Origin of the sequence: Pseudomonas sp. KD5 (genome assembly GCF_012932895.1) — a bacterium.
Taxonomy (GTDB): Bacteria; Pseudomonadota; Gammaproteobacteria; order Pseudomonadales; family Pseudomonadaceae; genus Aquipseudomonas.
Genome location: NZ_JDWJ01000001.1, coordinates 421,137 through 442,075, shown reverse-complemented (window position 1 = coordinate 442,075; position 20,939 = coordinate 421,137). Strand labels below are relative to the sequence as shown.

Genomic DNA, 20,939 nt, shown 5'->3' with positions numbered 1-20,939 from the left:
TCCCACAAGGAGTGGTGTTCACACTATTTCATCTGGGCTGCTTGCAGCAGCCAGCCCCGGAACGCCGCCATCGCCGACGTTTCGGGGCGCGACTGCAAGCGGGTCAGCCAGTAGCTGCCGGTGGTGATCCCGATGGCGAACGGTTGCTCGATTGCACCCGCCGCCAGTTGCCGGGCAAACATCAGCGGCGGCGCCAATGCCACACCTGCTCCTTGCAACGCAGCCTCCATCATCGCCAGCGAGGAATCGAAGACGATGCTCCGGGGCAGCACGGCATGGGCCGAAAGACCGGTCGCCTGAAACCACTCCGGCCACTCATCCGTGCGATAGGAGCGCAACAGTGTTTGCTGCAACAGATCCTCTGGCGCCTGCAATTGCCGGGCAATCTCTGGAACGCAGAGCACCGACAGCGGCGCCTCGATCAACCGCACCGCTTCAATCCCATGCCACGCTCCCGCACCAAAGCGTATGGCGTAATCCAGACCTTCAGCGGCCACATCGACCCGGTTGTTATTGGTCGACAGGCGCAAATCTATGTACGGATGTTTCTTCTGAAAATCCGCCAATCGCGGCAACAGCCAACCGACCGCGAACGTCCCCACGGCGCCCACCGTCAACACTTCACGAAAATGCCCACCCTCGAAACGCTCCAGGGTTTCGGCAATCCGGTCGAAGGATTCGCGCAATACCGGCAGCAGGGTTTCACCTTCGCTGGTCAGCATCAGGCCGCGGGGCAGGCGTTTGAACAAAGTCACGTTAAGCTGGGCTTCAAGACTTTTGACCTGATGGCTCACCGCCGCCTGCGTTACGCACAACTCCACGGCCGCCCGGGTGAAACTCAAATGGCGCGCCGAAGCCTCGAAAGCGCGCAGCGCATTCAGCGGCAAATGAGGTCGAATCATGCCAACCCCCAAAATTTTCTAATGGCTCATCCGAAATATCGTCGTTTGCCGGTCTTCGCCAAACTGCCTAGATTTGGCTCGCCCAGCAGCGGACCGCCTTGAAAAACCGCTCGGAGTGTAGCGGTTAACACCACGAACAATCATGGACAGCGTCTCAATCATGCGTAAAAAAAATCAGAAGAAACTCATATCCTACAGTGCTTTCGCACTTTTCCTCGGTGCCAGCCACAGCTTTGCTGACGAGCGCATCGAAACCATCGTTAAAGCCGCCATCGAACCGGTGATGCAGCAACAGAAGATCCCCGGCCTCGCGGTCGCAATCACCGTCCATGGTCAGCCGCATTACTTTAACTACGGCGTGGCCTCGAAAGAAAACGGTAAAGCCGTCACCGAAAACACCCTGTTCGAGATCGGTTCGGTGAGCAAAACCTTCACTGCCACCCTCGCCGCCTATGCCCAGGCGAGCGGCAAACTGTCCTTGTCGGACAACGCCAGCCAGGTACTCCCGGCCTTGCGCGGCAGCGCGTTCGATAACATCAGCGTGCTGCAACTCGGCACCTACACCGCCGGCGGCCTGCCCCTGCAATTCCCTGGCGAGGCAGACCGTCAGGACAAGATGCTCGGCTATTTCAAACAGTGGAAACCGACCTACGCCGCCGGCACTCATCGCCAGTATTCAAACCCCAGCCTCGGGCTGTTCGGTTATCTGGCAGCCCAGAGCATGGGGGCGCCGTTCGATGAGCTGATGGAGAAAACCTTGCTGCCGAAACTCGGCCTCAAGCACAGCTACCTCAAGGTGCCGCAGGATCAGATGGCGCTTTACGCCCAGGGTTACAGCAAGGATGACAAGCCTGTGCGGGTCGAGCCGGGTGCGCTGGATTCCGAAGCGTACGGCGTGAAAACCAGCGCTGCGGACCTGCTTCGCTATGTCGAGGCGAACATGAATCCCGCGTCGCTGGAAAAGCCTTTGCAGCAAGCCATCGCCAGCACTCACACCGGTTATTACCGGGTTGGCGAGATGACTCAAGGGTTGGGATGGGAGCTCTACAACTACCCGGTGACGCTCGACACCCTACTGGCCGGTAACTCGTCGCAGATGGCGCTTGAGGCCCATGAAGTCCAGTGGCTGACCCCACCGCAACCTCAACGCGACACTTTGCTGATCAACAAAACCGGCTCAACCGGCGGCTTCGGCGCCTACGTCGCTTTTATCCCGGCGAAGGACATCGGCATCGTGATCCTGGCCAATAAAAACTACCCGAACCCGGAGCGGATCAAAATCGCTCACAAAATATTGAGTGCGCTGGCCGATTGATCCCAGTAACCCGGCAGCCACTCACTTGTGGCGAGGGGGCTTGCCCCCGTTGGGCTGCGCAGCGGCCCCGAACCAGTCACCGCGGTACATCAGATAGGCCTGGGATGCAGGGTTTACGACTGCTGCGCAGCCGAACGGGGGCAAGCCCCCTCGCCACAGGGTTACCTCACCACAATGGGTCACCAAGTTTCAGATTTCCGTTGGCAAACAAAATGGGCGACCTGTTGGGGTCGCCCATTGGGGTAAGCCTTCTCACGACTACTCAACTCAATTCAATCATCCGGCTGCTCAGCCGGCTTGGCAGGCTTCGCCGGTTTGCCTTTGGTGCCTTTAGCACCTTTGACCGGTGCGACTTCAGCCACCGGCGCTGGCACCGGTACCGTTGCTTCCTTCTCGGCCGTCGGCAACTGGTCGACGGTGTTGAATATCTCTTTCAACTCGACCGCATCCGACTGCTCAAGCTTCTTTTCGCCATCCTTGCCGATCAGGATGATTTTGCTCTTCGCCCCAGCACCCAGCTTGAGCGAGCGGATCAACGCCATCGTCGATTGCGGGTCGAGGTCTTTGCCATCCCGTTGGCCCATCGTATTGATCACGGTGTACAGCACCATGTTTCGATCGGTGAAACCCTTGCGGTTGGCAGAGTCGTCCAGTGATTTTTTCAGGTTGAGCCAAACCGGGTCCACTGAACTGGGCGCGATGACAATCAGGGGTCGAGCCCGGCCCACGTCTTTAACCAGAGGGGAATCGTCATCGGCGGCGAATGAAGGACCGACGAAAGCCAACAGGGTAGCCAGGGTCAAAGACCTGATGAGCATGCGCATCTCCTTTTGATATCCACGCTCTAATGATTGCGCATCGCGGTGATCGTTCCGGGCGATGCACCGCGATTGTGTTCCGCCTTGCCCAAGCTTAGGTCAGGGCGGTCATTGCGCAACAGCCTGAGCTAATCTCATAGCTGATTCATCGTGAGGGTTTATCCATGAGCGCTCAGCTGAACCACACCATCGTCTGGTGCCGTGACAAACAGGTTTCGGCACGCTACCTGACCGACCTCCTCGGCCTGCCCGATCCCGAGCCGTTCGGGCCGATGCTGGTGGTCAAGTTCGATAACGGGGTGTCGCTGGATTTCTACAACAACGACCCGCCCATCGCGTCCCAGCACTATGCGTTCTTGATTGGTGACGACGACTTCGATGCGGCCTTCGCTCGCCTGCAGGCGATCAAGCAGCCGTGGTGGGCCGACCCCGGTAAGCAGCGGCCCAACGAGATCAACGATTACGCCGGTGGCCGGCGGGTGTATTTCGATGACCCGGACGGGCATCTGCTGGAGATTTTTACTCGGGAAGCGGTATCGGATCAGAACGCCAGTTTATAGCCGATCAGCACCAGCATCGTCGCCAGGCACGGACGCAGCAGTTCATCGGAGATGCGCCCGGTCAAATGGCTGCCCAGGTAAATCCCAGGCAACGAACCGACCAGCAAGAAGCCCAACACGTGCCAATCCATGTTGCCCATGCTCGCGTGGCCCAGGCCGGCGACCAGGGTCAGGGGCACCGCGTGGGCGATTTCGGTGCCGACCAGGCGACGAGTGGGCAGCAGCGGATACAGGATGAACAGCGCGACGGTGCCCAAGGCGCCGGCGCCGATGGAGGTCAGGGCCACCATGGTGCCTAGCACCAGACCGGTGATCACGGTCAGTGCATTCAACCGGGAACCGCTGGGGTTGTATTGACCGCCCGCCCGTTTGTGAGCGAAATCGAGCAAGCGTTTCTTGAAGAAAATCGCCAGCGCCGTGGCGAACAATACGAAGCCCAGCGCCTGTTTGATGACGGCGTTCATCGCCTCGGGCGAGGTTTGCAAAGTGCTCAGGAACCACAGCGTCAGGGCTACCGCCGGCACACTGCCGAGGGTCAACCAACCGGTGATCGCCCAGTCGATGTTCTTGTTCTTGCGATGAACCAGCACACCACTGGATTTGGTAATGGCCGCGTACAGCAAATCCGTGCCCACCGCCGTGGCCGGGTTAACGCCGAACCACAGCAGGATTGGCGTCATCAACGAACCGCCCCCAACACCGGTCATGCCGACAATAAAGCCGACCACCAGACCCGCCACGACCAACCCGAAATTACCGAAATCCATTAATACGCCCAGAAATTCGCAGGAAACAAACCGGTCAGCAGCATAGCGATTTTTCTTATAACCACATATATCGATGCGGTCTATCGTTATGCCAATTCACCGATTTGAAACAGCGACTCCCCACTCAATACCAACCCCACAAGAATTGCGCTTTATCCGACATCTCACTGCACCGGCAAAAAATTCAGGAACAGCAGACTCTGGGCGTAGTTCAGGCCGATCCGCCGGTACCGCTCATCGAGCATCTGGGTCAGCAGGTCCAGTCGCGCGACGATTTTGCCGAACTCCACGGCAAAACTCAGGTTGCTGCCCTCCTCCGAAATTTCGTTGGAGAACAGCAAAGGCTCGCCTTGCCTGTTTTGCCGTTGGCTCAAGATCCAGGTGGCTTTTTCGATGTTGCGCGCGGCATTGCTGACGAAGGTCGGGTTGAGCGCATCCGTCATGTAGAACTCCAGCCGATTGCCATGGGCCGTCACCAGCATGCTGCCAATCGCATAGATGAATGCGCCGACCCGGTCACCGAGGAATTCCGGGCTCATGGCGAAGCTCAGCGCCGCGAGGTCTTTTTTGCCGCCGAGGGTGGGCAGCGGCTCTTGCTGTTCGATGGCCATGCGCACCTGTTTTTCTGCGGTACCGACATCGAGGAAGCCGGATTTTTTCAGCTCCTGCGGGTTGCGCAGGTAGAGCTTGTTCATCAGCAGGTAGAGGCTTTCGAGGTTGTCGCGCATCGTCAGGGTCGCCATGCGGTCGACGCTGGTCTGGAGGAATTCCTGGGGTTTGCCATCGCGAAACTGGTTGATGACATCGTTGCCCGGCTGATGGCTGCAACCACTGGCGAGGAGCATCGACAGGCTTATCAGCAGCAAGCAATGACGGCGAATGTGTAGGGTAAAACGGGGTAAAACTCGAGCCATGGGTTCTTGAACTTGGGCATGGGCCGGCGGTGGGGATCGCCGCAGGCTGCCCAAGGATAGAACCGTGAAAGCTGGAAAAGTGCAGTGCCGGTGGTCCGTAAGCGCTGGTCACCCTGAAAGCGACCCCTAATTAGTAATACTTTTTAATTGCAATACTCAAGACATAGGCTATAAATCCTTCCTTGATCGCGCTAAAGCACGATCATTAGTATGACTACTTCTTAAAAACAACAAAAAGGAAGGTCAACCATGCTTCAATCCCGACACCTGCTCTCCGGCCTCGGACTCTCCCTGATGATCGCCACCCTCTCCGCTCACGCCACTGGTTTGTCCAGCGAACAAAAAGCCTTCGGCAAAACCAATGACGGCACGCCCGTCGAGCAATACATTTTGCGCAACAGCCACGGCCTGCAGGCCACGGTCATTACTTACGGCGGGATTCTCCAGTCGCTGAAAGTGCCGGATAAAAACGGCAAGCTCGACGATGTGGTGCTCGGTTTCGACGACGTGCAGGGTTATCAAAGTGGCACGGCGTTTTTCGGCGCGACCATCGGCCGCTTCGGCAATCGCCTGGCCAACGGCGCCTTCGAGCTGGATGGCAAGCGCTTTCAAGTGCCGCTCAACGACGGCAGCAATTCGCTGCACGGCGGGGCTCAAGGTTTCGACAAGCGGGTGTGGAAAGCCGAACCGAGCAAGGGCAAGGATTCGGTGGGCGTGACGCTGACGTACCTGTCCTCGGATGGCGAAATGGGTTTCCCCGGCAACCTGAAAACCGAGGTCACCTACAGCCTCACCGAGAACAATGAGCTGCGCATCGACTACAAGGCCAGCACCGATAAGCCCACGGTGCTGAACCTGACCAACCACAGCTATTTCAACCTGGCCGGCGCGGGTAACGGCGATGTGTTGAAGCAGTTGGCGACCTTGCACGCCGCCCGTTACACGCCAGTCACCGGCAAACTGATCCCCACCGGTGAACTAGCCCCGGTCGCCGGCACGCCGATGGACTTCACTCAACCGACCGCCATCGGTCAACACATCAAGGCCGATCACCCGCAGTTGAAATTCGCCGAACCGAAACACGGCGGTTTTGACTTCAACTGGGTGCTGGACGCCAAGGGCGACCTGGGCAAACTCGCCGCCGATGTCAGCGATCCGCAATCCGGCCGTCGCTTGCAGCTCTACACCACCGAACCTGGCGTACAGTTCTACACCAGCAACTTCCTCGACGGCTCGGTCAAGGGCAAGGCCGGCAAGATTTACCCGCATTGGGGTGCCTTTACTCTGGAAACCCAGCATTATCCGGACTCGCCGAACCAGCCGAGCTTCCCGTCCACGCGGCTGGATCCGGGCAAGACCTATGCCCAGACCACCGTGTTCAGGTTCTCCGCCCGGTAGATCAAAAGATCGCAGCTTTCGGCAGCTCCAGGGGGCTGGATACACCCGTGATATCGCGGGTGTGCCCCGCCCTCGCAGGAGCTGCCGCAGGCTGTGATCTTTCATGATGGCGACGGAACCACCCTGCTATTTTGCTGCCAACTGTAGTATCGATCGGACTTCGACAAGGAGGATTCATGCGGACTCTTGAGCTGGCCGGCCGCGCTGTGCCGGTCATCGGCCAAGGCACCTGGCATATGGGAGAGGAACGCTCCCGACACACCAAGGAAGTTGCAGCGCTGCGCCTGGGTATCGAGTTGGGCATGACCCTGATCGACACCGCGGAGATGTACGCTGAAGGGGGCGCCGAAGAGGTGGTGGGTGAAGCCATCACAGGCCTGCGCGACCAGGTTTTCCTGGTGAGCAAGGTCTACCCTCACAACGCCAGCCGCAGAGGCATCCCCCAGGCCTGCGAACGCAGCCTGCGGCGGTTGAATACCGATTACATCGATCTTTATCTGTTGCACTGGCGCGGCGAGTATCCCCTTGAGGAAACCGTCGAAGCCTTCGAACGCCTGCGCGAAGACGGCAAGATCGGCCGTTGGGGCGTGTCCAATTTCGACCTGGATGATCTGGAAGAGCTGGCCTCACCGGCCTGCGCCACCAATCAGGTGCTGTATAACCTGGAAGAACGCGGCATCGAATTCGATCTGCTGCCCTGGAGCCAACAGCGACAAATGCCGGTGATGGCTTACTGTCCGATCGGCCAGGGCGGGCATATGCTGGCCAATCCGACGCTCAAGCAGGTTGCCGCCCGTCACGAGGCGACACCTGCGCAGGTAGCGCTGGCATGGATTCTGCGTCAGAACGGGGTGATCGCCATCCCCAAAGCGGTCCACCCCGAGCATGTGCGGCTCAACGCGCAAGCGGCACAATTGCAGCTTGAAGTCGGGGATCTGGAGGCGCTGGACCAAGCGTTTCGCGCGCCACAACGCAAGCAGCGGTTGGCCATGGTCTGAGCCATCGCGGTTCTATCAGAGGGCATCGGCATGAGAAGTACCGATCAGCTCGACGCTTTCAATTTGCCACGCTTCGTCCAGGCGCAGGATCCTGTGTTCGAGTGGGTTCAGGATGAACTGCGCGCCGGCCAGAAGCGCCGGCACTGGATGTGGTTCATCTTTCCGCAGTTTGCCGGGTTGGGTGACAGCGAAATGTCCCGCTACTTTGCCATTCACTCCAGCGAGGAAGCTGTGGCGTACCTGAAGCATCCGTTGCTGGGGCCGCGCTTGCGTACCTGCACGCAATTGGTGCTGGACGTTCCTCAACGTTCGATCACCAAGATTTTCGGGCACCCCGACAACCTCAAGTTTCATTCATCGATGACACTGTTCGCCCAGGTTTCGCCAAAAGGCAGCCTGTTCCATCAGGCGCTGGATCAGTACTTTCACGGCATACCGGATGACTGGACGCTGTCGCTGCTGGACTCAAAACAGGCCCAACTGCCCCCCAATCAGCGTTGAGAAATCGTCATCCACGAACGGCAGGATGGCATCCGCCACCGGTTGCAGCTGTCGGGTGATGTAATGGTCGTAGTCGATCGGCGCGCTGCGCACTTCCAGCGGCTCGGGGCCGGCAACCGTGATCACGTAGCTGATCCAGCCGCCGTTGTGATATTGCCGCGGCCGCCCCTGTTGATCGTTGTAGTCATCGGCGATCCGCGCGGCCCGCACATGGGGCGGCACATTGCGTTGATAGTCATCCAGGGGCCGACGCAGGCGTTTGCGGTAGATCAGGCGCTCATCGAACTCACCGGCCAACGTCTTGCGCACATAGTCACGCACGTAATCCTGATAGGGCTTGCGTTTGAAGATGCGCAGGTACAGCTCCTGCTGGAATTGCCGGGCCAGCGGCGACCAGTCGGTGCGCACGGTTTCCAGGCCTTTGTAGACCATCTCGTCGGTGCCGTCGGCGCGGGTGACCAACCCGGCATAGCGCTTCTTGCTGCCCTCCTCGGCGCCGCGAATGGTCGGCATCAGAAAGCGTTTGTAGTGGGTTTCGAACTGCAACTCCAGGGCACTTTCCAACCCGTACTCCTGCTTCACATGCTCGCGCCACCATTGGTTGACGTGGTCCACCAGCGCGTGGCCGATCTGCGCCGCTTCGACCTGACCGTGAGGGCGACGCAGCCAGACGAAGGTCGAGTCGGTGTCGCCATAGATCACCGCATGGCCCTGAGCTTCGATCAGTTGGCGGGTACGCAACATGATCTCGTGCCCGCGCAAGGTGATGGATGAGGCCAGTCGCGTATCGAAGAAGCGGCAACCGCTGGAGCCGAGGACGCCATAGAAGGCATTCATGATGATCTTCAGGGCCTGGGACAGCGGCGCGTTGTGTTCGCGCTTTGCGGTTTCGCGGCCTTCGGCGACCCGGGCGACAATGGCCGGCAGGCAATGCCGGGTCCGTGAGAAACGGGCACCGCGAAAACCCGGCACCGATTCGCTGTCGTCGGGATGCTTGAGCCCTTCGATCAAGCCCACCGGGTCGATCAGGAAGGTGCGGATGATCGACGGATAGAGGCTTTTGTAGTCGAGCACCAGCACCGATTCGTACAGCCCCGGTTGCGAGTCCATGACAAAACCGCCGGGGCTGGCCTGCGGTGGTTTGTTGCCGAGGTTCGGTGCGACGAAGCCCTGGCGGTGCATCAGCGGCATATACAGGTGCGTGAACGCCGCCACCGAACCACCGCTGCGATCCGCCGGCAAACCGGTGACGCTGGCGCGCTCCAGCAGGAAGGTCAACAACTCGGTCTTGGCGAAGATCCGCGTCACCAGTTCGCAGTCCTTGAGGTTGTACTTGGCCAGGGCCGGCTTGTCCTCGGCGAACATGCGGTTGATTTCGTCCATGCGCTGGTACGGGTTGTCGATCGACTTGCCCTCGCCCAACAGGGTTTGCGCGACGTTTTCCAGGCTGAACGAGGGGAAGCTCCAGGTCGCCGAACGCAGCGACTCGATGCCGTCGATGATCAACCGGCCGGCAGCCGAGGCAAAATAATGATTGCCGCTGCCGTGCTCGCGCCACTGCATTTCTTCGCCGCCACGCCCCAGTTTCAGCGGCACCGCCAGGCGGCGTGCATGTTCGTGCAGTACCCGCAGGTCGAACTGCACGACGTTCCAGCCGATGATGGCGTCGGGGTCGTGCCGGGCGAACCACTCATTGAGTTTTTTCAGCAGCAGGGTTCGCGAATCGCAGTATTCGAGCTGGAAATCCACCCCGCTGTCATCGCCATTGGGCGGCCCGAGCATGTACACCTGACGCTCGCCACAGCCTTCCAGGGCGATGGAGTACAACTCGCCCTGCGCGGTGGTTTCGATGTCCAGCGAGACCAGCCGCAGATTCGGCCGATAGCCGGGGGCGGGTTTCATTTGCGCGTCGAGCAGCAGGCCGTCGGCGCCAGCCGTGCCACCGAACAAAACCGGCGCGGTGATGAACCGCTCCATCATGTAGCGTTCCGGCGGGCGGATGTCGGCTTCGAATACCTCGACGCCTGATTTGCGCAGTGCGGTTTCCAGGCGCATCAACTGGCCGTGCTGCTGGCAATACAGGCCCAGCACCGGGCGGTGCTCGAAGTCCAGCAGCGCCAACGGCCGCAGTTCGACGTTCTTTTCGCCGCGCAACACCGCTTCGGCTTGCTCGCGCATGGCCTGTGGAATGAACGCGACCGACGGTTGATGCGGCAGACGGATGCGCCGGGGACCGGCATCGGTCGCCAGCCAGAATTCGACTTCGGTGCCGGCCGGGGTATCGCGCCAATGCCGGGTCAGGACGAAGCCCTGCTGTAAATCCACCACTGCAACCTCAACGATCTGATTCAAGTGGTGATTCTACGCGTGATCGCCGGTGTGGCGAGGGGGCTTGTCGGAACGCCGCACCGCCCCGTTGGCCTGCGAAGCGGGCCTCAAACCTGCCAACACGGTCTCTCAGGCACACCGCGTTTATCGGATTGCGACTGCCACGCAGCCGAACGGGAGCAAGCTCCCTCGCCACAATTGCGCAGGGTGCCCGGGAGGGCTGCGGGCGTTTACAAAGAAAAATCACTGAATGACGCTATTTGCGTGTTATCTGCCGTTTTGCACCTTGCTCTGTGAGCCTGTCTCTACGATTCTTCAAGGACAACGACAACACCCGAGAAGCCGTCATGAAAACCGTCGCCCAGTTGCTCAAGTTAAAGGCCCAACAGAATCAGGCAGTCCACACCATTGCGCCTCATCAAATGGTGCTGGAAGCGCTGATGGTGATGGCCGCCAAAAACGTCGGCGCGTTGCCGGTCCTGAAAGATGGCAAGGTCGTCGGCATCATCAGTGAGCGGGACTATGCGCGCAAACTGGTGCTCAAGGGGCGCTCCTCCGTCGGCACACCGGTCAGCGACATCATGGTGTCGCCGGTGATCACCGTGGACACCCATCAAACCGTCGAAACCTGCATGGGCATCATGTCCGACAAACGCCTGCGGCACTTGCCGGTGGTGGAGGACGGTGAGCTGATGGGTTTGCTGTCGATCGGCGACCTGGTCAAGGAAGCCATTGCCGAACAGGCTGAACTGATTCGGCAGCTGGAGCAGTACATTCGCGGCGAGTGATTGCACACTGTGCGAGGGGGCTTTTGTGGCGAGGGGGCTTGCCCCCGTTCGGCTGCGAAGCAGTCGCAAAGCTTTTGGGGCCGCTTCGCGCCCCAACGGGGGCAAGCCCCCTCGCCACAGATAAGCCCGCCCCCCACAACATGTGTTTGGTGGTGTTCCTATGGCCAATGCCGCGAGAAGACCGGTGCCAATGCAGGGTGGCGGTCGAAGCGTTCGAGCCAGGCGAAGAATCCCGGCCGCGCAATGCGCAAGTGTTCCCGGGTACCCGCCCACCGCGTTACCACCGCTGCCAGAATATCCAGCGCGCCCGGTTTTCCATCGTCCAGGTACAACTTGCCGGCGAACTGATCGGCAAACACCTCCCAATGCCAATGCAGGCGTTGGCGGGCACCGGCCATGAGGTTTTGCCGGGACAACTCGTCCGCCTCGTCCAGCCAGCGCTCGGGGTAATCGATGATACCGATGGCGCTGTAACAATTGCTGACGATGTACACCAGGCCATGAATCACCTGATCGCGCTTGATCGGATTTTCCGGCAACAGGTTCGACTCCGGGAACGTGAGGCCCAGGTGAATCAGGATGGCCGCACTCTCGGCAAGAACGCCGCCATCGGGCAGTTGCAGAGTGGGAACCTGCTTGAGCGGGTTGAGCTTCTCCAGCGCATGCACCGCCTCCGGGGACGATGATACGTCGATGAAGCGATAAGGAACCTCGCACAGTTCCAGCGCGGCTTCGATGGCGGCCGCACCCGAATTCTGATACCCATAGAGCTGGTACATGACTAAATCTCCTCTGCGACTCTCTCTTTGTAGCAGATGCCAAAGACTGCGCGCGAACCCTGTGGGAGCGAGCTTGCCCGGTTACCCTCCCGCACGCCTCATACAGCTCTGATAACGCTCATCGACTCGCTTGGCAAACCACGCTGTGGTGAGTTTGCGGGTGATTTTCGGGCTTTGCAGCACGATCCCCGGCAACACCGCCCGGGGTAATGGCCGGCCTTCGGCCTGTTCGGCCAAAGCGAAGACGCGCTGATAGAGCCTGGTGTCCTCAAACTGAAGACTTTTACCCTCCTCCAATTGATCCCGAATGGTCGGGTTGCGCATGTCCAATTGCTTGCCGAGGGTGCGCACCGCCAGTTCCGTGGTGCCGGGCATGATCGAGTCGTAGCGCACCAGGTCGCCATCCAGCGCCAGCGGGATACCCGTCGCACGACTGACCGCGTTCTGAAACGCCGCATTGCGGCTGGCGTACCAACCGGCGTTGAAATCGGCGAAGCGATACAGCGGCTGCTTATAGCTCACCGGATAACCGAGCAAGTGGGCAATACCGAAATACAGGCCACCGCGACGGGTGAACACTTCGTGACGAATCGAGCCGTTCACCGGGTAGGGATAATCCCGCGCCTGCTGCTCGGCAAAGTCGATGCTGACCTGCATCGGCCCGCCGGTGTGTACCGGGTTGAAGCCGCCGAACAAGGTCCGGCCCATGGGCACCATGCCGATGAAGTCATCGAAAATCGCGCTGAGCTCTTTTTCGCTGCGCGCGGCATTCAGTCGGTCGCTGTAGCTTTTGCCGTTGGGTGAACGCACCTGCAAGGCACCGCTGACCAGCAAGCTGGGAATGTGGGCCTTATCGGCGCGGCGGTCGATTTCATCCCGGGCGATCTTGCCCAGGCCCGGCACCGGCGGATCAGCCTGAAACGTCGACTCTTGCTCAGCGACCGCGAGTACCGAACACAGGTTTTGCGTGGTCGGCGAAATCTTTTGCGCGGCAAACGCCGCATAGATGTCCGTGGCCCAGCCCTGGCGGTCGACCGTTTTGGCCGGCAGCAGGCTGACGATCTCGGCCTTGACCTCGGCAGGCTTGCGGGCCGGCGGTTCCTGAGGGCGCTGAGTGCCGCAACCGGCCAGTACCAACAGCGCGGCCACGCTCATGATCAATCGATTGGCTTGCATGGTGCTCCATCAAATCCGTTGAGCCGGGTTAACCATACGATCAATGGCATGGCGCAGGCTATGACTATCCCGCCCTCTCCCTGTTCCGTAGCCGCTGTCGAGCCTGCGAGTGCCCCCCGGTTGAACCATACTTGATCCACACACCGAGGAGGACAGGCTCATGAACCGTAGCGACGTGCTGATCATCGGCGCCGGCCCGACCGGGCTGGTCCTGGCACTGTGGCTGAGCAAGCTGGGGATTGGGGTGCGGATTATCGACAAGACCTCGACCCCCGGTACTACCTCACGCGCGTTGGCAGTACAGGCCCGAACGCTGGAGCTGTATCGCCAGCTCGACCTCAGCGACGCCGTGGTGCAGAACGGCCATAAAGTGTGCGCCGCGAATTTCTGGGTCAAGGGCGAACCGGTCGCGCACCTGCCGCTGAGCGCCATCGGCGAGGGTTTGACGCCCTATGCGTTCCTGGAAATCTATCCGCAAGACGAGCACGAGCAACTGCTGATCGAACGCCTGGAGACCTTTGGCATTACGGTGGAGCGCAACACCGAATTGCAAAGTTTCGAGGAAACCGGCGATGGCATCACCGCGACACTGCGCTTACCTGATGGACAGCAGCAAACCTGTCAGGCCTGTTACCTCGCAGGCTGTGACGGCGCCCGCTCGATCGTGCGCAAATCCCTGGACACCGATTTTCCGGGGGGCACCTATCAGCAGATTTTTTACGTGGCGGATGTGCAGGCCCGCGGCCCGACGTTCAACGGTGAATTGCATGTGGACCTCGACGAAGCCGACTTTCTCGCCATTTTTCCTTTGTCCAGCGAAGGTCGCGCCCGACTGATCGGCACGGTTCGCGACGAACGCGCCGAGCGCGCCGAAACCCTCCAGTTTGCAGACGTCAGCAGACGGGCCATCGAGAATTTAAAGGTGCAGATCGATCAGGTGAACTGGTTCTCGACCTACCGCGTGCATCACCGGGTAGCGGATCACTTTCGTACCGGACGCGCGTTTCTGTTGGGTGACGCCGCCCATGTCCACAGCCCGGCGGGTGGCCAGGGCATGAACACCGGGATTGGCGACGCGATCAATCTGGCCTGGAAGCTCGCGGCGGTGTTAAGTGGCAGCGCCACGGCCAAACTGCTCGACAGTTATGAAACCGAACGCATCGCCTTTGCCCAGCGCCTGGTGGCTACCACTGATCGGGTGTTCAATTTCGTCACGGCCGATGGGCCAATTGCCGACGTAATGCGCATGCGCGTGGCGCCCTTTTTGATCCCGAAAATGATCTCGTTCGAGGCGGTCCGGGAGTTCCTGTTTCGCACGGTGTCACAGACCACCCTCAACTATCGTGGCATGCCATTGAGTGAGGGCGTTACCGGCCATATTCACGGCGGTGATCGCCTGCCCTGGGCCCACGACGATGAAGGGGACAACTTCGAATCGCTGAAATACCTGACCTGGCAGGTGCATGTGTATGGCGAAACCAGCGACGAGATGATCGCCTGGTGCAGCGCGCATCACCTGCCGTTGCAGGTGTTCGACTGGCGACCGGTGTTTGAAACCGTGGGACTGGCGCGCAACGGGTTTTACCTGCTGCGCCCCGATACCTATGTGGCGATCGCCGATTACAGCGCCGATCCGAAGGTGATCGAACGGTATTTCCGCGATCATGGGATACGGCCTTATATCACCTGAAGATCTTTTGATTTGTTAGATCCCGGCCAGGGCCAGGTCCATTGCGAAGTAGGTGAAGATCAAATCCGCCCCCGCCCTTTTGATCGCCCCCAGACTCTCACGTACGACGCGATCTTCATCGATCGCCCCAGCCTGGGCGGCGAATTTGATCATCGCGTATTCACCGCTCACCTGATACGCCGACAACGGCAGACGCGAGGCTTCGCGGATGTCGCGGATGATGTCCAGGTACGCGCCGGCCGGCTTGACCATCAGCGCGTCGGCGCCTTCCTGTTCGTCCAGCAACGACTCACGCACCGCTTCACGACGGTTCATCGGGTTCATCTGATAGCTTTTGCGGTCACCCTTGAGCGCACTGCCGCCGGCTTCGCGGAACGGGCCATAAAGCGCCGAGGCGAATTTGGTCGAATAGGCCATGATCGCGGTCTGGCTGAAACCCGCTGCATCGAGCGCCCGGCGAATCGCCTGGACCTGCCCGTCCATCGCCGCCGACGGCGCGATCACATCGGCACCGGCCCGGGCGGCGGCCACGGCTTGTTTGCCGAGGTTGATCAGGGTCTGGTCGTTATCGACTTCGTGCTGGTGCAACACACCGCAATGGCCGTGGTCGGTGTACTCACAAAAACAGGTGTCGGACATCACGATCATTTCCGGCACGGCGTTTTTGGCGATGCGCGACATGCGCGACACCAGGCCGTTATCGTTCCAGGTGTCGCTGCCGTTGCTGTCCAGATGATGAGACACGCCGAACGTCATCACCGACTTGATCCCGGCCCGGGCGTAACGCTCGATCTCGCCGGCCAGTTTCGACTCGGGAATGCGCATCACCCCGGGCATGCTCTTGATCGGCACGAAATCGTCGATCTCTTCCTCGACGAAAATCGGCAGCACCAGGTCATTCAAGCTGAACTCGGTTTCCTGGAACAGGCTGCGCAGGCTCGCATTGCGGCGCAGACGGCGTGGACGTGCTTCGGGGAACTGACTGGACATGGACCTTCCTGAAGAGACGAAATTCGTAGGGCGCAAAGCTTATGCCCTGCAAGGTGCGGGACACAAACCTCGATCGCTCAAGACAACGTTACCGCGGCGGCAACAATCGCCCGCATCGAATACCGCCTGCTCTCACAGGTTAGATCGTCAGCGTTCCGGTAATACACGTCACTACAGAACCACCAATCCAGATCTCATCCCCCACCTGCTCCACCCGAATCCGCCCGGCGCGGCCCATGGTCAGGCCCTGACTGACGACATAAGACGCCGGAGCCAACCCTTCGCTGAGCAACCATTGAGCGATCCCGGCGTTCAGGCTGCCGGTGGCCGGGTCTTCCGGCATGCCGTCGCCGGAGATGAATGCACGCACCTCGAACTGCGCGTCAGCACCATCATTCTCGGGGTGCCATGGCGCGATGACACCAACGGCGAGGCCGAGCATCTGTGCATGATCCGGCTGCAAGTCCAGAATCTGCTGGCGGTCCTCGACCATCACCGCCAGCCAACCGGCACCGTTGTCGACCCATTGCGTGCGCACAATCGCCCCCGGCGCCAACCCAAGCCCCTGCCGTACGCGCTCGACCAGTCCGGCATCCACCGGACCGGACCTGAGCAGCGGTGGCGCGAGAAACGCCAGCTCCGCCCCCTGCCGACGCACCCGCACCAGGCCGACACCACACTCCTGAATAATCTCCTCACCCTTGGGCACCCCGCCAGCCTCGAGCCAGGCATGGCACGTGCCCAGCGTCGGATGACCGGCGAACGGCAACTCTTGCAGGGTGGTGAAGATACGCACTCGATAGTCGGCCCGGGGGTCTCGAGGTTCGAGCACGAACGTGGTTTCGCTGAGGTTGGTCCAGTTCGCGAACGCCGCCATGCGTTCATCGCTGAGCTTGTCTGCGCCGAACACAACCGCCAACGGGTTGCCCTTGAGCGCGACGGGGCTGAAAACATCTACTTGCTTGAAATCGAACGCGCTCATTGCCTGCCTTGGTGATGAGGGATTCAAAGGGATTGCTTAGGGATTTCCAGCCCGCGAATTACCGCCGGTCTTGCCAGGAAACGCTCCAGCACGCGGGTGACGTTGGGGAAATCCTGGATGCCGACCAGGTCGCCGGCCTCGTAGAAGCCGATCAGGTTACGCACCCACGGAAAAGTCGCGATGTCGGCAATGGTGTAGCGCTCGCCCATGATCCAGTCGCGCCCTTGCAAGCGGCCATCGAGGACCTTGAGCAAGCGCTTGCTTTCGTCGACGTAGCGATCACGCGGACGCTTGTCTTCGTAGTCCTTGCCGGCGAATTTGTTGAAAAAACCGAGCTGGCCGAACATCGGCCCGATACCGCCCATCTGAAACATCAGCCACTGAAGGGTCTCGTAACGCGCTGCCGACTCCTGGGCCAGCAGTTGCCCGCTCTTGTCGGCGAGGTAAATCAGAATCGCCCCGGACTCGAACAGCGCCAGCGGTTGGTCGCCCGGGCCGTGGGGGTCGAGGATCGCCGGGATCTTGTTGTTGGGGTTCAGCGACAGAAACTCAGGGGACAGCTGATCCTGGGTGTCGAAGCCCACGCGATGCGGCTCGTAGGGCAGCCCGATCTCTTCGAGCATGATCGAAACCTTGACGCCATTGGGCGTTGGCAAGGAATAGAGCTGAATCCACTCCGGGTACTGGGCTGGCCATTTTCGAGTGATGGGGAATGCAGACAAATCGGTCATCGGGAGCTTCCACGGGAAAATCGGAGTGAAGATCATAAGGGGGACGGGGCTAAGATGTGTACTGTGTCCATAAATCCGCAACATCCTGTCGATAACCTTTCCCACAATCCATTCAAGGTTGCCGCTAAAGTGCTGGGCACCTCGCTCGGATCGAAGCTCGAATCGAACCAAAAGGGCTTCAGCGGACTCTGAGCATTGCCCTGTTAGAAATAGACTGGGTCAACGACATGGAAAACACCCTATGCTCGGAGCTTGAGGTGTCAAGGTTTGTCAGCCTTAACCGAATGCGCTGAAGATCACCAATTCGATGATGAACCCTTTGAAACTCACCAACCGCTTCAAACATCGCGCCTTTATCTTCCTGCCCGCTCTGTTGGCGGCCAGCGCGTTGTTTTTGTCGCTGGAGTCCAGTGAAAGCCGCGCCCAACCGGTGGACGGTACACAGACACTGGTGTTTTTGCGTCACGCCGAAAAACCGGCCGGCGGCCTGGGTCAGCTCAATTGTCAGGGACTGAATCGCGCCATCGACCTGGCCACCTTGCTGCCGGAAAAATTCGGCAAGGCCAATTACGTGTTTGCCGCCAACCCGACGCGCAATGTCGAGGAAGGCGAACTGGATAATTCCTACAGTTACATCCGCCCCCTGATGACCATCAGCCCCAGCGCGATCAAGCTCGGCTTACCGGTGAACATCGAATTTTCGGCCAACGACACCAGCGACCTGGCCGATGAACTGCTTCGCGACAAGTATCACAACTCGATCATCTATACCGCCTGGTCCCATGGCTACCTGCCCGAGCTGATCAACAAGGTCGCCGGGGAAGCCGTCGGCTCAGAACAGCGCATTACCGATGACTGGGCATCCAGCGACTATGACTCGCTGTACGTGCTTACGCTGACCTGGCACAACGGCAAGGCCAGCCTGCAGAGCCACAGCTACAAGCAAGGGCTCAATAACGGTCAGGAGACTTGTCCGACGTAAGCGGTCGGGCACCTGCCAGCCCCCATCGTGAGCAAGCCCGCGATGAGGCCAGCAAAAACAACATTACCCCCGCCGTTTGCCCCGCTCCCGCAGATATTCGAGAACGGCGCTCCGTTCCCCGACAAACTCGATCCGCGCGCCCTTTTTCTCCCGCTGAAACACATACATCGGGTCGTAATACTCGCGCAATAACCCTTCGATCCAGCCCCGGTGCAAGTCCACCGCGCCGCTATTGGCCTGTTCCGCCAGCGCATCTTCCATCAAGGTCAGCATCCGCCGATGGCGTTCGCCGCCCAGGCGTTTCTGGACATTGTTCAGGCTCGCCAACATCCGCTCGGAAAACAGCGTGAAGCCTTCATCGCCATACACCTCGGTGAACTCGGCGCATAAATCCACTACGTAATCGCGCAGGATCCGCTCGACGCGCCCTTCCAGGCTGTCTTCCAGCCAGACCATCGGAAACTGCTGCATGCCCTGATAAAGCGGCAACGGCAACGCGCAACTGCCGATCGCGCGGCTCTCGTCTTCGAGCACAAACTGCTCGATACCGCTGGCGCGTTTTTTCAGCACGTCCACGGCCAGGCGGTTTTCAAAGTCGATGTTGGAGGGTTGGCCCGTGGCGCGTTTACCGAAGCTGGAGCCGCGATGATGGGCGTGACCCTCAAGGTCCAGCGCGTTGCTCAATTGAGCGAGCACCTCGGTCTTGCCGGTGCCGGTCATGCCGCCCAGCAAAACGAAATCGCACTGGGCAACGGCCTGGTCGAGCGTGTCGAGCAAGAAGGTGCGCATGGCCTTGTAGCCACCACCGACCCGCGGATAGTCAATGCCCGCTTCGTCCTTGAGCCACTGCTGGGTGATCTGCGAACGCAGCCCACCGCGAAAACAATACAAATAACCATCCGGATGCGCCCGGGCAAAATCGGCCCAGGCCTGGATGCGTTCGGCCTTGATCGCGCCGGTCACCAATTGATGCCCCAGCGTGATGGCCGCTTGCTGACCGTGTTGCTTGTAGCAAGTGCCGACCCGTTGCCGCTCGTGGTCATTCATCAGCGGCAGGTTGACCACGCCGGGGAATGAGCCTTTGAGGAATTCGATCGGCGCGCGCACATCCATCATCGGCCGGTCGTTGAGGAAGATGTCGCGGTAATCGGTGAAGTCTCTGGACATCAAACCACCTCAACCGCGTGGGTCTGTCGCTCAACCAGTTCGCCGATCGGCTGAAGGGCCAGCCCAAGTTCGGCCGCCACCGCCAGGAACGCTGCGTTGCCTTCGGGCGTGACTGCAATCAGCAAACCGCCGCTGGTCTGCGGGTCGCAGAGCACGCGTTTGTGCAACTCCTGGAGCCGGCCGACCTTGCTGGCGTAGCTGTCGAAATTGCGCAGCGTGCCGCCGGGCACGCAACCCTGATCGAGGTAATACTCGACGCCCGGCAGGCGCGGCACACGGTCATAGCCGATGCGGGCGGTCACGTTGCTGCCGTCGGCCATTTCCACCAGATGCCCGAGCAGGCCGAAACCGGTGACGTCAGTCATTGCGGTCACGCCATCGAGCTTGCCAAAACGGCTTCCGGGTTTGTTCAGGGTGCACATCCAGTCGCGGGCCAGGCCGATGTCGGCATTGCGCAACTTGCCCTTTTTCTCGGCGGTGGTGAGGATGCCGATGCCCAAGGGTTTGGTGAGATAGAGCAGGCATCCGGCGGTGGCGGTGTCGTTGCGCTTCATGTGGCGCTTTTCCACCAGTCCGGTCACGGCCAGGCCGAAGATCGGCTCAGGTGCGTCGATGGAATGGCCACCGGCCAAGGGGATTCCCGCTTCATCGCAGACCGACCGCCCGCCGCGAATCACTTCCCGGGCAATCTCCGGCGCCAGCACATTGACCGGCCAGCCGAGGATCGCAATCGCCATCAACGGATCGCCGCCCATGGCGTAAATGTCGCTGATGGCGTTGGTGGCGGCGATACGGCCGAAATCGAACGGATCGTCGACGATCGGCATAAAGAAGTCAGTGGTCGACACCACGCCGCGCTCTTCATCGATGGCATACACCGCCGCGTCATCGCGCGAGGCGTTGCCAACCCAGAGTTTCGGGTCCAGGTTCTGCGCCCCGCTGCCGGCCAGAATCACCTCCAGCACCTGGGGCGAAATCTTGCAGCCGCAACCTGCGCCGTGGCTGTATTGGGTCAGACGTATCGGCTCGCTCATGGGATGCACCTTGTGAAGTCAATGGCGAGGATTCTACAGCAACCCCATTTGGCAGAAGCCGCGCAAGAACGATCTTTGTGCAGCGAAACTCACTTTGGTGCGTCCGACTCCCCTTCTTT

20 protein-coding genes are annotated in these 20,939 nt (G+C 60.2%); 8 read left to right on the top strand and 12 right to left on the bottom strand.

Going from position 1 to position 20,939, the window contains the following annotated elements; all coding sequences use genetic code 11:
• Positions 1–23 precede the first annotated feature (23 nt).
• A complete protein-coding gene (locus AF70_RS01890; RefSeq protein WP_019579991.1) occupies positions 24–902 on the bottom strand; it encodes a LysR family transcriptional regulator in 879 nt (292 codons plus the stop codon).
• 160 nt (positions 903–1,062) lie between these two features.
• On the opposite strand from AF70_RS01890, the gene ampC reads away from it, so the two are divergent.
• Positions 1,063–2,217 (top strand): class C beta-lactamase, encoded by a 1,155-nt coding sequence (gene ampC / locus AF70_RS01885; RefSeq protein ID WP_306124294.1) that lies wholly within the window; start codon positions 1,063–1,065, stop codon positions 2,215–2,217.
• A gap of 272 nt (positions 2,218–2,489) precedes the next feature.
• Here the strand turns inward: ampC and AF70_RS01880 are convergent, their stop codons facing one another.
• Positions 2,490–3,035 carry a DUF4174 domain-containing protein gene (locus tag AF70_RS01880; RefSeq protein ID WP_019579989.1) on the bottom strand — a complete coding sequence of 182 codons (546 nt, stop codon included), beginning with the start codon at positions 3,033–3,035 and terminating at the stop codon, positions 2,490–2,492.
• 164 nt (positions 3,036–3,199) lie between these two features.
• Here AF70_RS01880 and AF70_RS01875 point away from each other — a divergent pair, with 164 nt between their 5' ends.
• Entirely contained in the window at positions 3,200–3,595 is a 396-nt protein-coding gene (locus tag AF70_RS01875; protein ID WP_007939410.1) for a VOC family protein, read from the top strand.
• Here the strand turns inward: AF70_RS01875 and AF70_RS01870 are convergent.
• Both AF70_RS01870 and AF70_RS01865 read right to left on the bottom strand, forming a co-directional pair.
• Positions 3,577–4,362, bottom strand: coding sequence for a sulfite exporter TauE/SafE family protein (locus tag AF70_RS01870; protein WP_019648385.1), 786 nt, complete (start codon positions 4,360–4,362; stop codon positions 3,577–3,579). The two genes, AF70_RS01875 and AF70_RS01870, sit on opposite strands and share 19 nt — an antisense overlap.
• A gap of 164 nt (positions 4,363–4,526) precedes the next feature.
• A complete protein-coding gene (locus tag AF70_RS01865; RefSeq protein ID WP_026331772.1) occupies positions 4,527–5,276 on the bottom strand; it encodes a hypothetical protein in 750 nt (249 codons plus the stop codon).
• A 249-nt stretch (positions 5,277–5,525) separates the two neighbouring features.
• Here AF70_RS01865 and AF70_RS01860 point away from each other — a divergent pair, with 249 nt between their 5' ends.
• The 3 genes from AF70_RS01860 (at position 5,526) to AF70_RS01850 (ending at position 8,173) form a co-directional block, all read left to right on the top strand.
• On the top strand, positions 5,526–6,674 hold the full coding sequence (locus AF70_RS01860) for an aldose epimerase family protein (protein ID WP_019579986.1): 1,149 nt from the start codon (positions 5,526–5,528) through the stop codon (positions 6,672–6,674).
• 176 nt (positions 6,675–6,850) lie between these two features.
• Positions 6,851–7,672, top strand: a complete 822-nt coding sequence (locus tag AF70_RS01855; protein WP_028941207.1) for an aldo/keto reductase — start codon at positions 6,851–6,853, stop codon at positions 7,670–7,672.
• A gap of 30 nt (positions 7,673–7,702) precedes the next feature.
• A complete protein-coding gene (locus tag AF70_RS01850) occupies positions 7,703–8,173 on the top strand; it encodes a DUF1810 domain-containing protein (RefSeq protein ID WP_028941206.1) in 471 nt (156 codons plus the stop codon).
• Here AF70_RS01850 and AF70_RS01845 read toward each other — a convergent pair.
• Positions 8,138–10,498 carry a DNA polymerase II gene (locus AF70_RS01845; protein ID WP_169342460.1) on the bottom strand — a complete coding sequence of 787 codons (2,361 nt, stop codon included), beginning with the start codon at positions 10,496–10,498 and terminating at the stop codon, positions 8,138–8,140. The two genes, AF70_RS01850 and AF70_RS01845, sit on opposite strands and share 36 nt — an antisense overlap.
• Before the next feature lie 350 nt (positions 10,499–10,848).
• On the opposite strand from AF70_RS01845, the gene AF70_RS01840 reads away from it, so the two are divergent.
• The gene (locus AF70_RS01840) at positions 10,849–11,289 is read left to right on the top strand and encodes a CBS domain-containing protein (RefSeq protein ID WP_007939416.1); all 441 of its coding nucleotides are present in this window, start codon (positions 10,849–10,851) and stop codon (positions 11,287–11,289) included.
• 158 nt (positions 11,290–11,447) lie between these two features.
• On the opposite strand, the gene AF70_RS01835 is transcribed toward AF70_RS01840, so the two are convergent.
• Together AF70_RS01835 and AF70_RS01830 are read right to left on the bottom strand one after the other, a co-directional pair.
• Positions 11,448–12,068 carry a glutathione S-transferase N-terminal domain-containing protein gene (locus tag AF70_RS01835; protein WP_019579981.1) on the bottom strand — a complete coding sequence of 207 codons (621 nt, stop codon included), beginning with the start codon at positions 12,066–12,068 and terminating at the stop codon, positions 11,448–11,450.
• Positions 12,069–12,149: 81 nt separating this feature from the next.
• Positions 12,150–13,244 (bottom strand): DUF1615 domain-containing protein, encoded by a 1,095-nt coding sequence (locus AF70_RS01830; RefSeq protein WP_019579980.1) that lies wholly within the window; start codon positions 13,242–13,244, stop codon positions 12,150–12,152.
• Positions 13,245–13,404: 160 nt separating this feature from the next.
• On the opposite strand from AF70_RS01830, the gene AF70_RS01825 reads away from it, so the two are divergent.
• On the top strand, positions 13,405–14,934 hold the full coding sequence (locus AF70_RS01825) for an FAD-dependent monooxygenase (protein ID WP_028941204.1): 1,530 nt from the start codon (positions 13,405–13,407) through the stop codon (positions 14,932–14,934).
• Between the two features lie 15 nt (positions 14,935–14,949).
• Here the strand turns inward: AF70_RS01825 and hemB are convergent, their stop codons facing one another.
• From hemB to AF70_RS01810, 3 genes are all read right to left on the bottom strand, one after another.
• Complete coding sequence (gene hemB / locus AF70_RS01820; RefSeq protein WP_018925389.1) at positions 14,950–15,924, bottom strand: porphobilinogen synthase; 975 nt, start codon at positions 15,922–15,924, stop codon at positions 14,950–14,952.
• Between the two features lie 139 nt (positions 15,925–16,063).
• Complete coding sequence (locus AF70_RS01815) at positions 16,064–16,906, bottom strand: PhzF family phenazine biosynthesis protein (protein ID WP_028941203.1); 843 nt, start codon at positions 16,904–16,906, stop codon at positions 16,064–16,066.
• Between the two features lie 23 nt (positions 16,907–16,929).
• Complete coding sequence (locus tag AF70_RS01810) at positions 16,930–17,637, bottom strand: glutathione binding-like protein (protein ID WP_018925387.1); 708 nt, start codon at positions 17,635–17,637, stop codon at positions 16,930–16,932.
• Positions 17,638–17,944: 307 nt separating this feature from the next.
• Here AF70_RS01810 and AF70_RS01805 point away from each other — a divergent pair, with 307 nt between their 5' ends.
• Positions 17,945–18,619: a hypothetical protein gene (locus AF70_RS01805; protein WP_019579976.1), complete on the top strand. Its 675-nt coding sequence runs from the start codon at positions 17,945–17,947 to the stop codon at positions 18,617–18,619.
• Between the two features lie 63 nt (positions 18,620–18,682).
• Here the strand turns inward: AF70_RS01805 and mnmH are convergent, their stop codons facing one another.
• Positions 18,683–19,786 carry a tRNA 2-selenouridine(34) synthase MnmH gene (mnmH, locus tag AF70_RS01800; protein ID WP_028941202.1) on the bottom strand — a complete coding sequence of 368 codons (1,104 nt, stop codon included), beginning with the start codon at positions 19,784–19,786 and terminating at the stop codon, positions 18,683–18,685.
• Complete coding sequence (gene selD / locus AF70_RS01795) at positions 19,786–20,820, bottom strand: selenide, water dikinase SelD (RefSeq protein WP_028941201.1); 1,035 nt, start codon at positions 20,818–20,820, stop codon at positions 19,786–19,788. Before selD ends, mnmH begins: the two co-directional genes overlap by 1 nt.
• Positions 20,821–20,939: the final 119 nt, after the last annotated feature.

Bases quoted from the DNA above. Each gene is read 5' to 3' on its own strand.
- AF70_RS01890 (WP_019579991.1), bottom strand. From the start codon at position 902: ATGATTCGACCTCATTTGCCGCTGAATGCGCTGCGCGCTTTCGAGGCT.
- ampC (WP_306124294.1), top strand. From the start codon at position 1,063: ATGCGTAAAAAAAATCAGAAGAAACTCATATCCTACAGTGCTTTCGCA.
- AF70_RS01880 (WP_019579989.1), bottom strand. From the start codon at position 3,035: ATGCTCATCAGGTCTTTGACCCTGGCTACCCTGTTGGCTTTCGTCGGT.
- AF70_RS01875 (WP_007939410.1), top strand. From the start codon at position 3,200: ATGAGCGCTCAGCTGAACCACACCATCGTCTGGTGCCGTGACAAACAG.
- AF70_RS01870 (WP_019648385.1), bottom strand. From the start codon at position 4,362: ATGGATTTCGGTAATTTCGGGTTGGTCGTGGCGGGTCTGGTGGTCGGC.
- AF70_RS01865 (WP_026331772.1), bottom strand. From the start codon at position 5,276: ATGGCTCGAGTTTTACCCCGTTTTACCCTACACATTCGCCGTCATTGC.
- AF70_RS01860 (WP_019579986.1), top strand. From the start codon at position 5,526: ATGCTTCAATCCCGACACCTGCTCTCCGGCCTCGGACTCTCCCTGATG.
- AF70_RS01855 (WP_028941207.1), top strand. From the start codon at position 6,851: ATGCGGACTCTTGAGCTGGCCGGCCGCGCTGTGCCGGTCATCGGCCAA.
- AF70_RS01850 (WP_028941206.1), top strand. From the start codon at position 7,703: ATGAGAAGTACCGATCAGCTCGACGCTTTCAATTTGCCACGCTTCGTC.
- AF70_RS01840 (WP_007939416.1), top strand. From the start codon at position 10,849: ATGAAAACCGTCGCCCAGTTGCTCAAGTTAAAGGCCCAACAGAATCAG.
- AF70_RS01835 (WP_019579981.1), bottom strand. From the start codon at position 12,068: ATGTACCAGCTCTATGGGTATCAGAATTCGGGTGCGGCCGCCATCGAA.
- AF70_RS01830 (WP_019579980.1), bottom strand. From the start codon at position 13,244: ATGCAAGCCAATCGATTGATCATGAGCGTGGCCGCGCTGTTGGTACTG.
- AF70_RS01825 (WP_028941204.1), top strand. From the start codon at position 13,405: ATGAACCGTAGCGACGTGCTGATCATCGGCGCCGGCCCGACCGGGCTG.
- hemB (WP_018925389.1), bottom strand. From the start codon at position 15,924: ATGTCCAGTCAGTTCCCCGAAGCACGTCCACGCCGTCTGCGCCGCAAT.
- AF70_RS01815 (WP_028941203.1), bottom strand. From the start codon at position 16,906: ATGAGCGCGTTCGATTTCAAGCAAGTAGATGTTTTCAGCCCCGTCGCG.
- AF70_RS01810 (WP_018925387.1), bottom strand. From the start codon at position 17,637: ATGACCGATTTGTCTGCATTCCCCATCACTCGAAAATGGCCAGCCCAG.
- AF70_RS01805 (WP_019579976.1), top strand. From the start codon at position 17,945: ATGATGAACCCTTTGAAACTCACCAACCGCTTCAAACATCGCGCCTTT.
- mnmH (WP_028941202.1), bottom strand. From the start codon at position 19,786: ATGTCCAGAGACTTCACCGATTACCGCGACATCTTCCTCAACGACCGG.
- selD (WP_028941201.1), bottom strand. From the start codon at position 20,820: ATGAGCGAGCCGATACGTCTGACCCAATACAGCCACGGCGCAGGTTGC.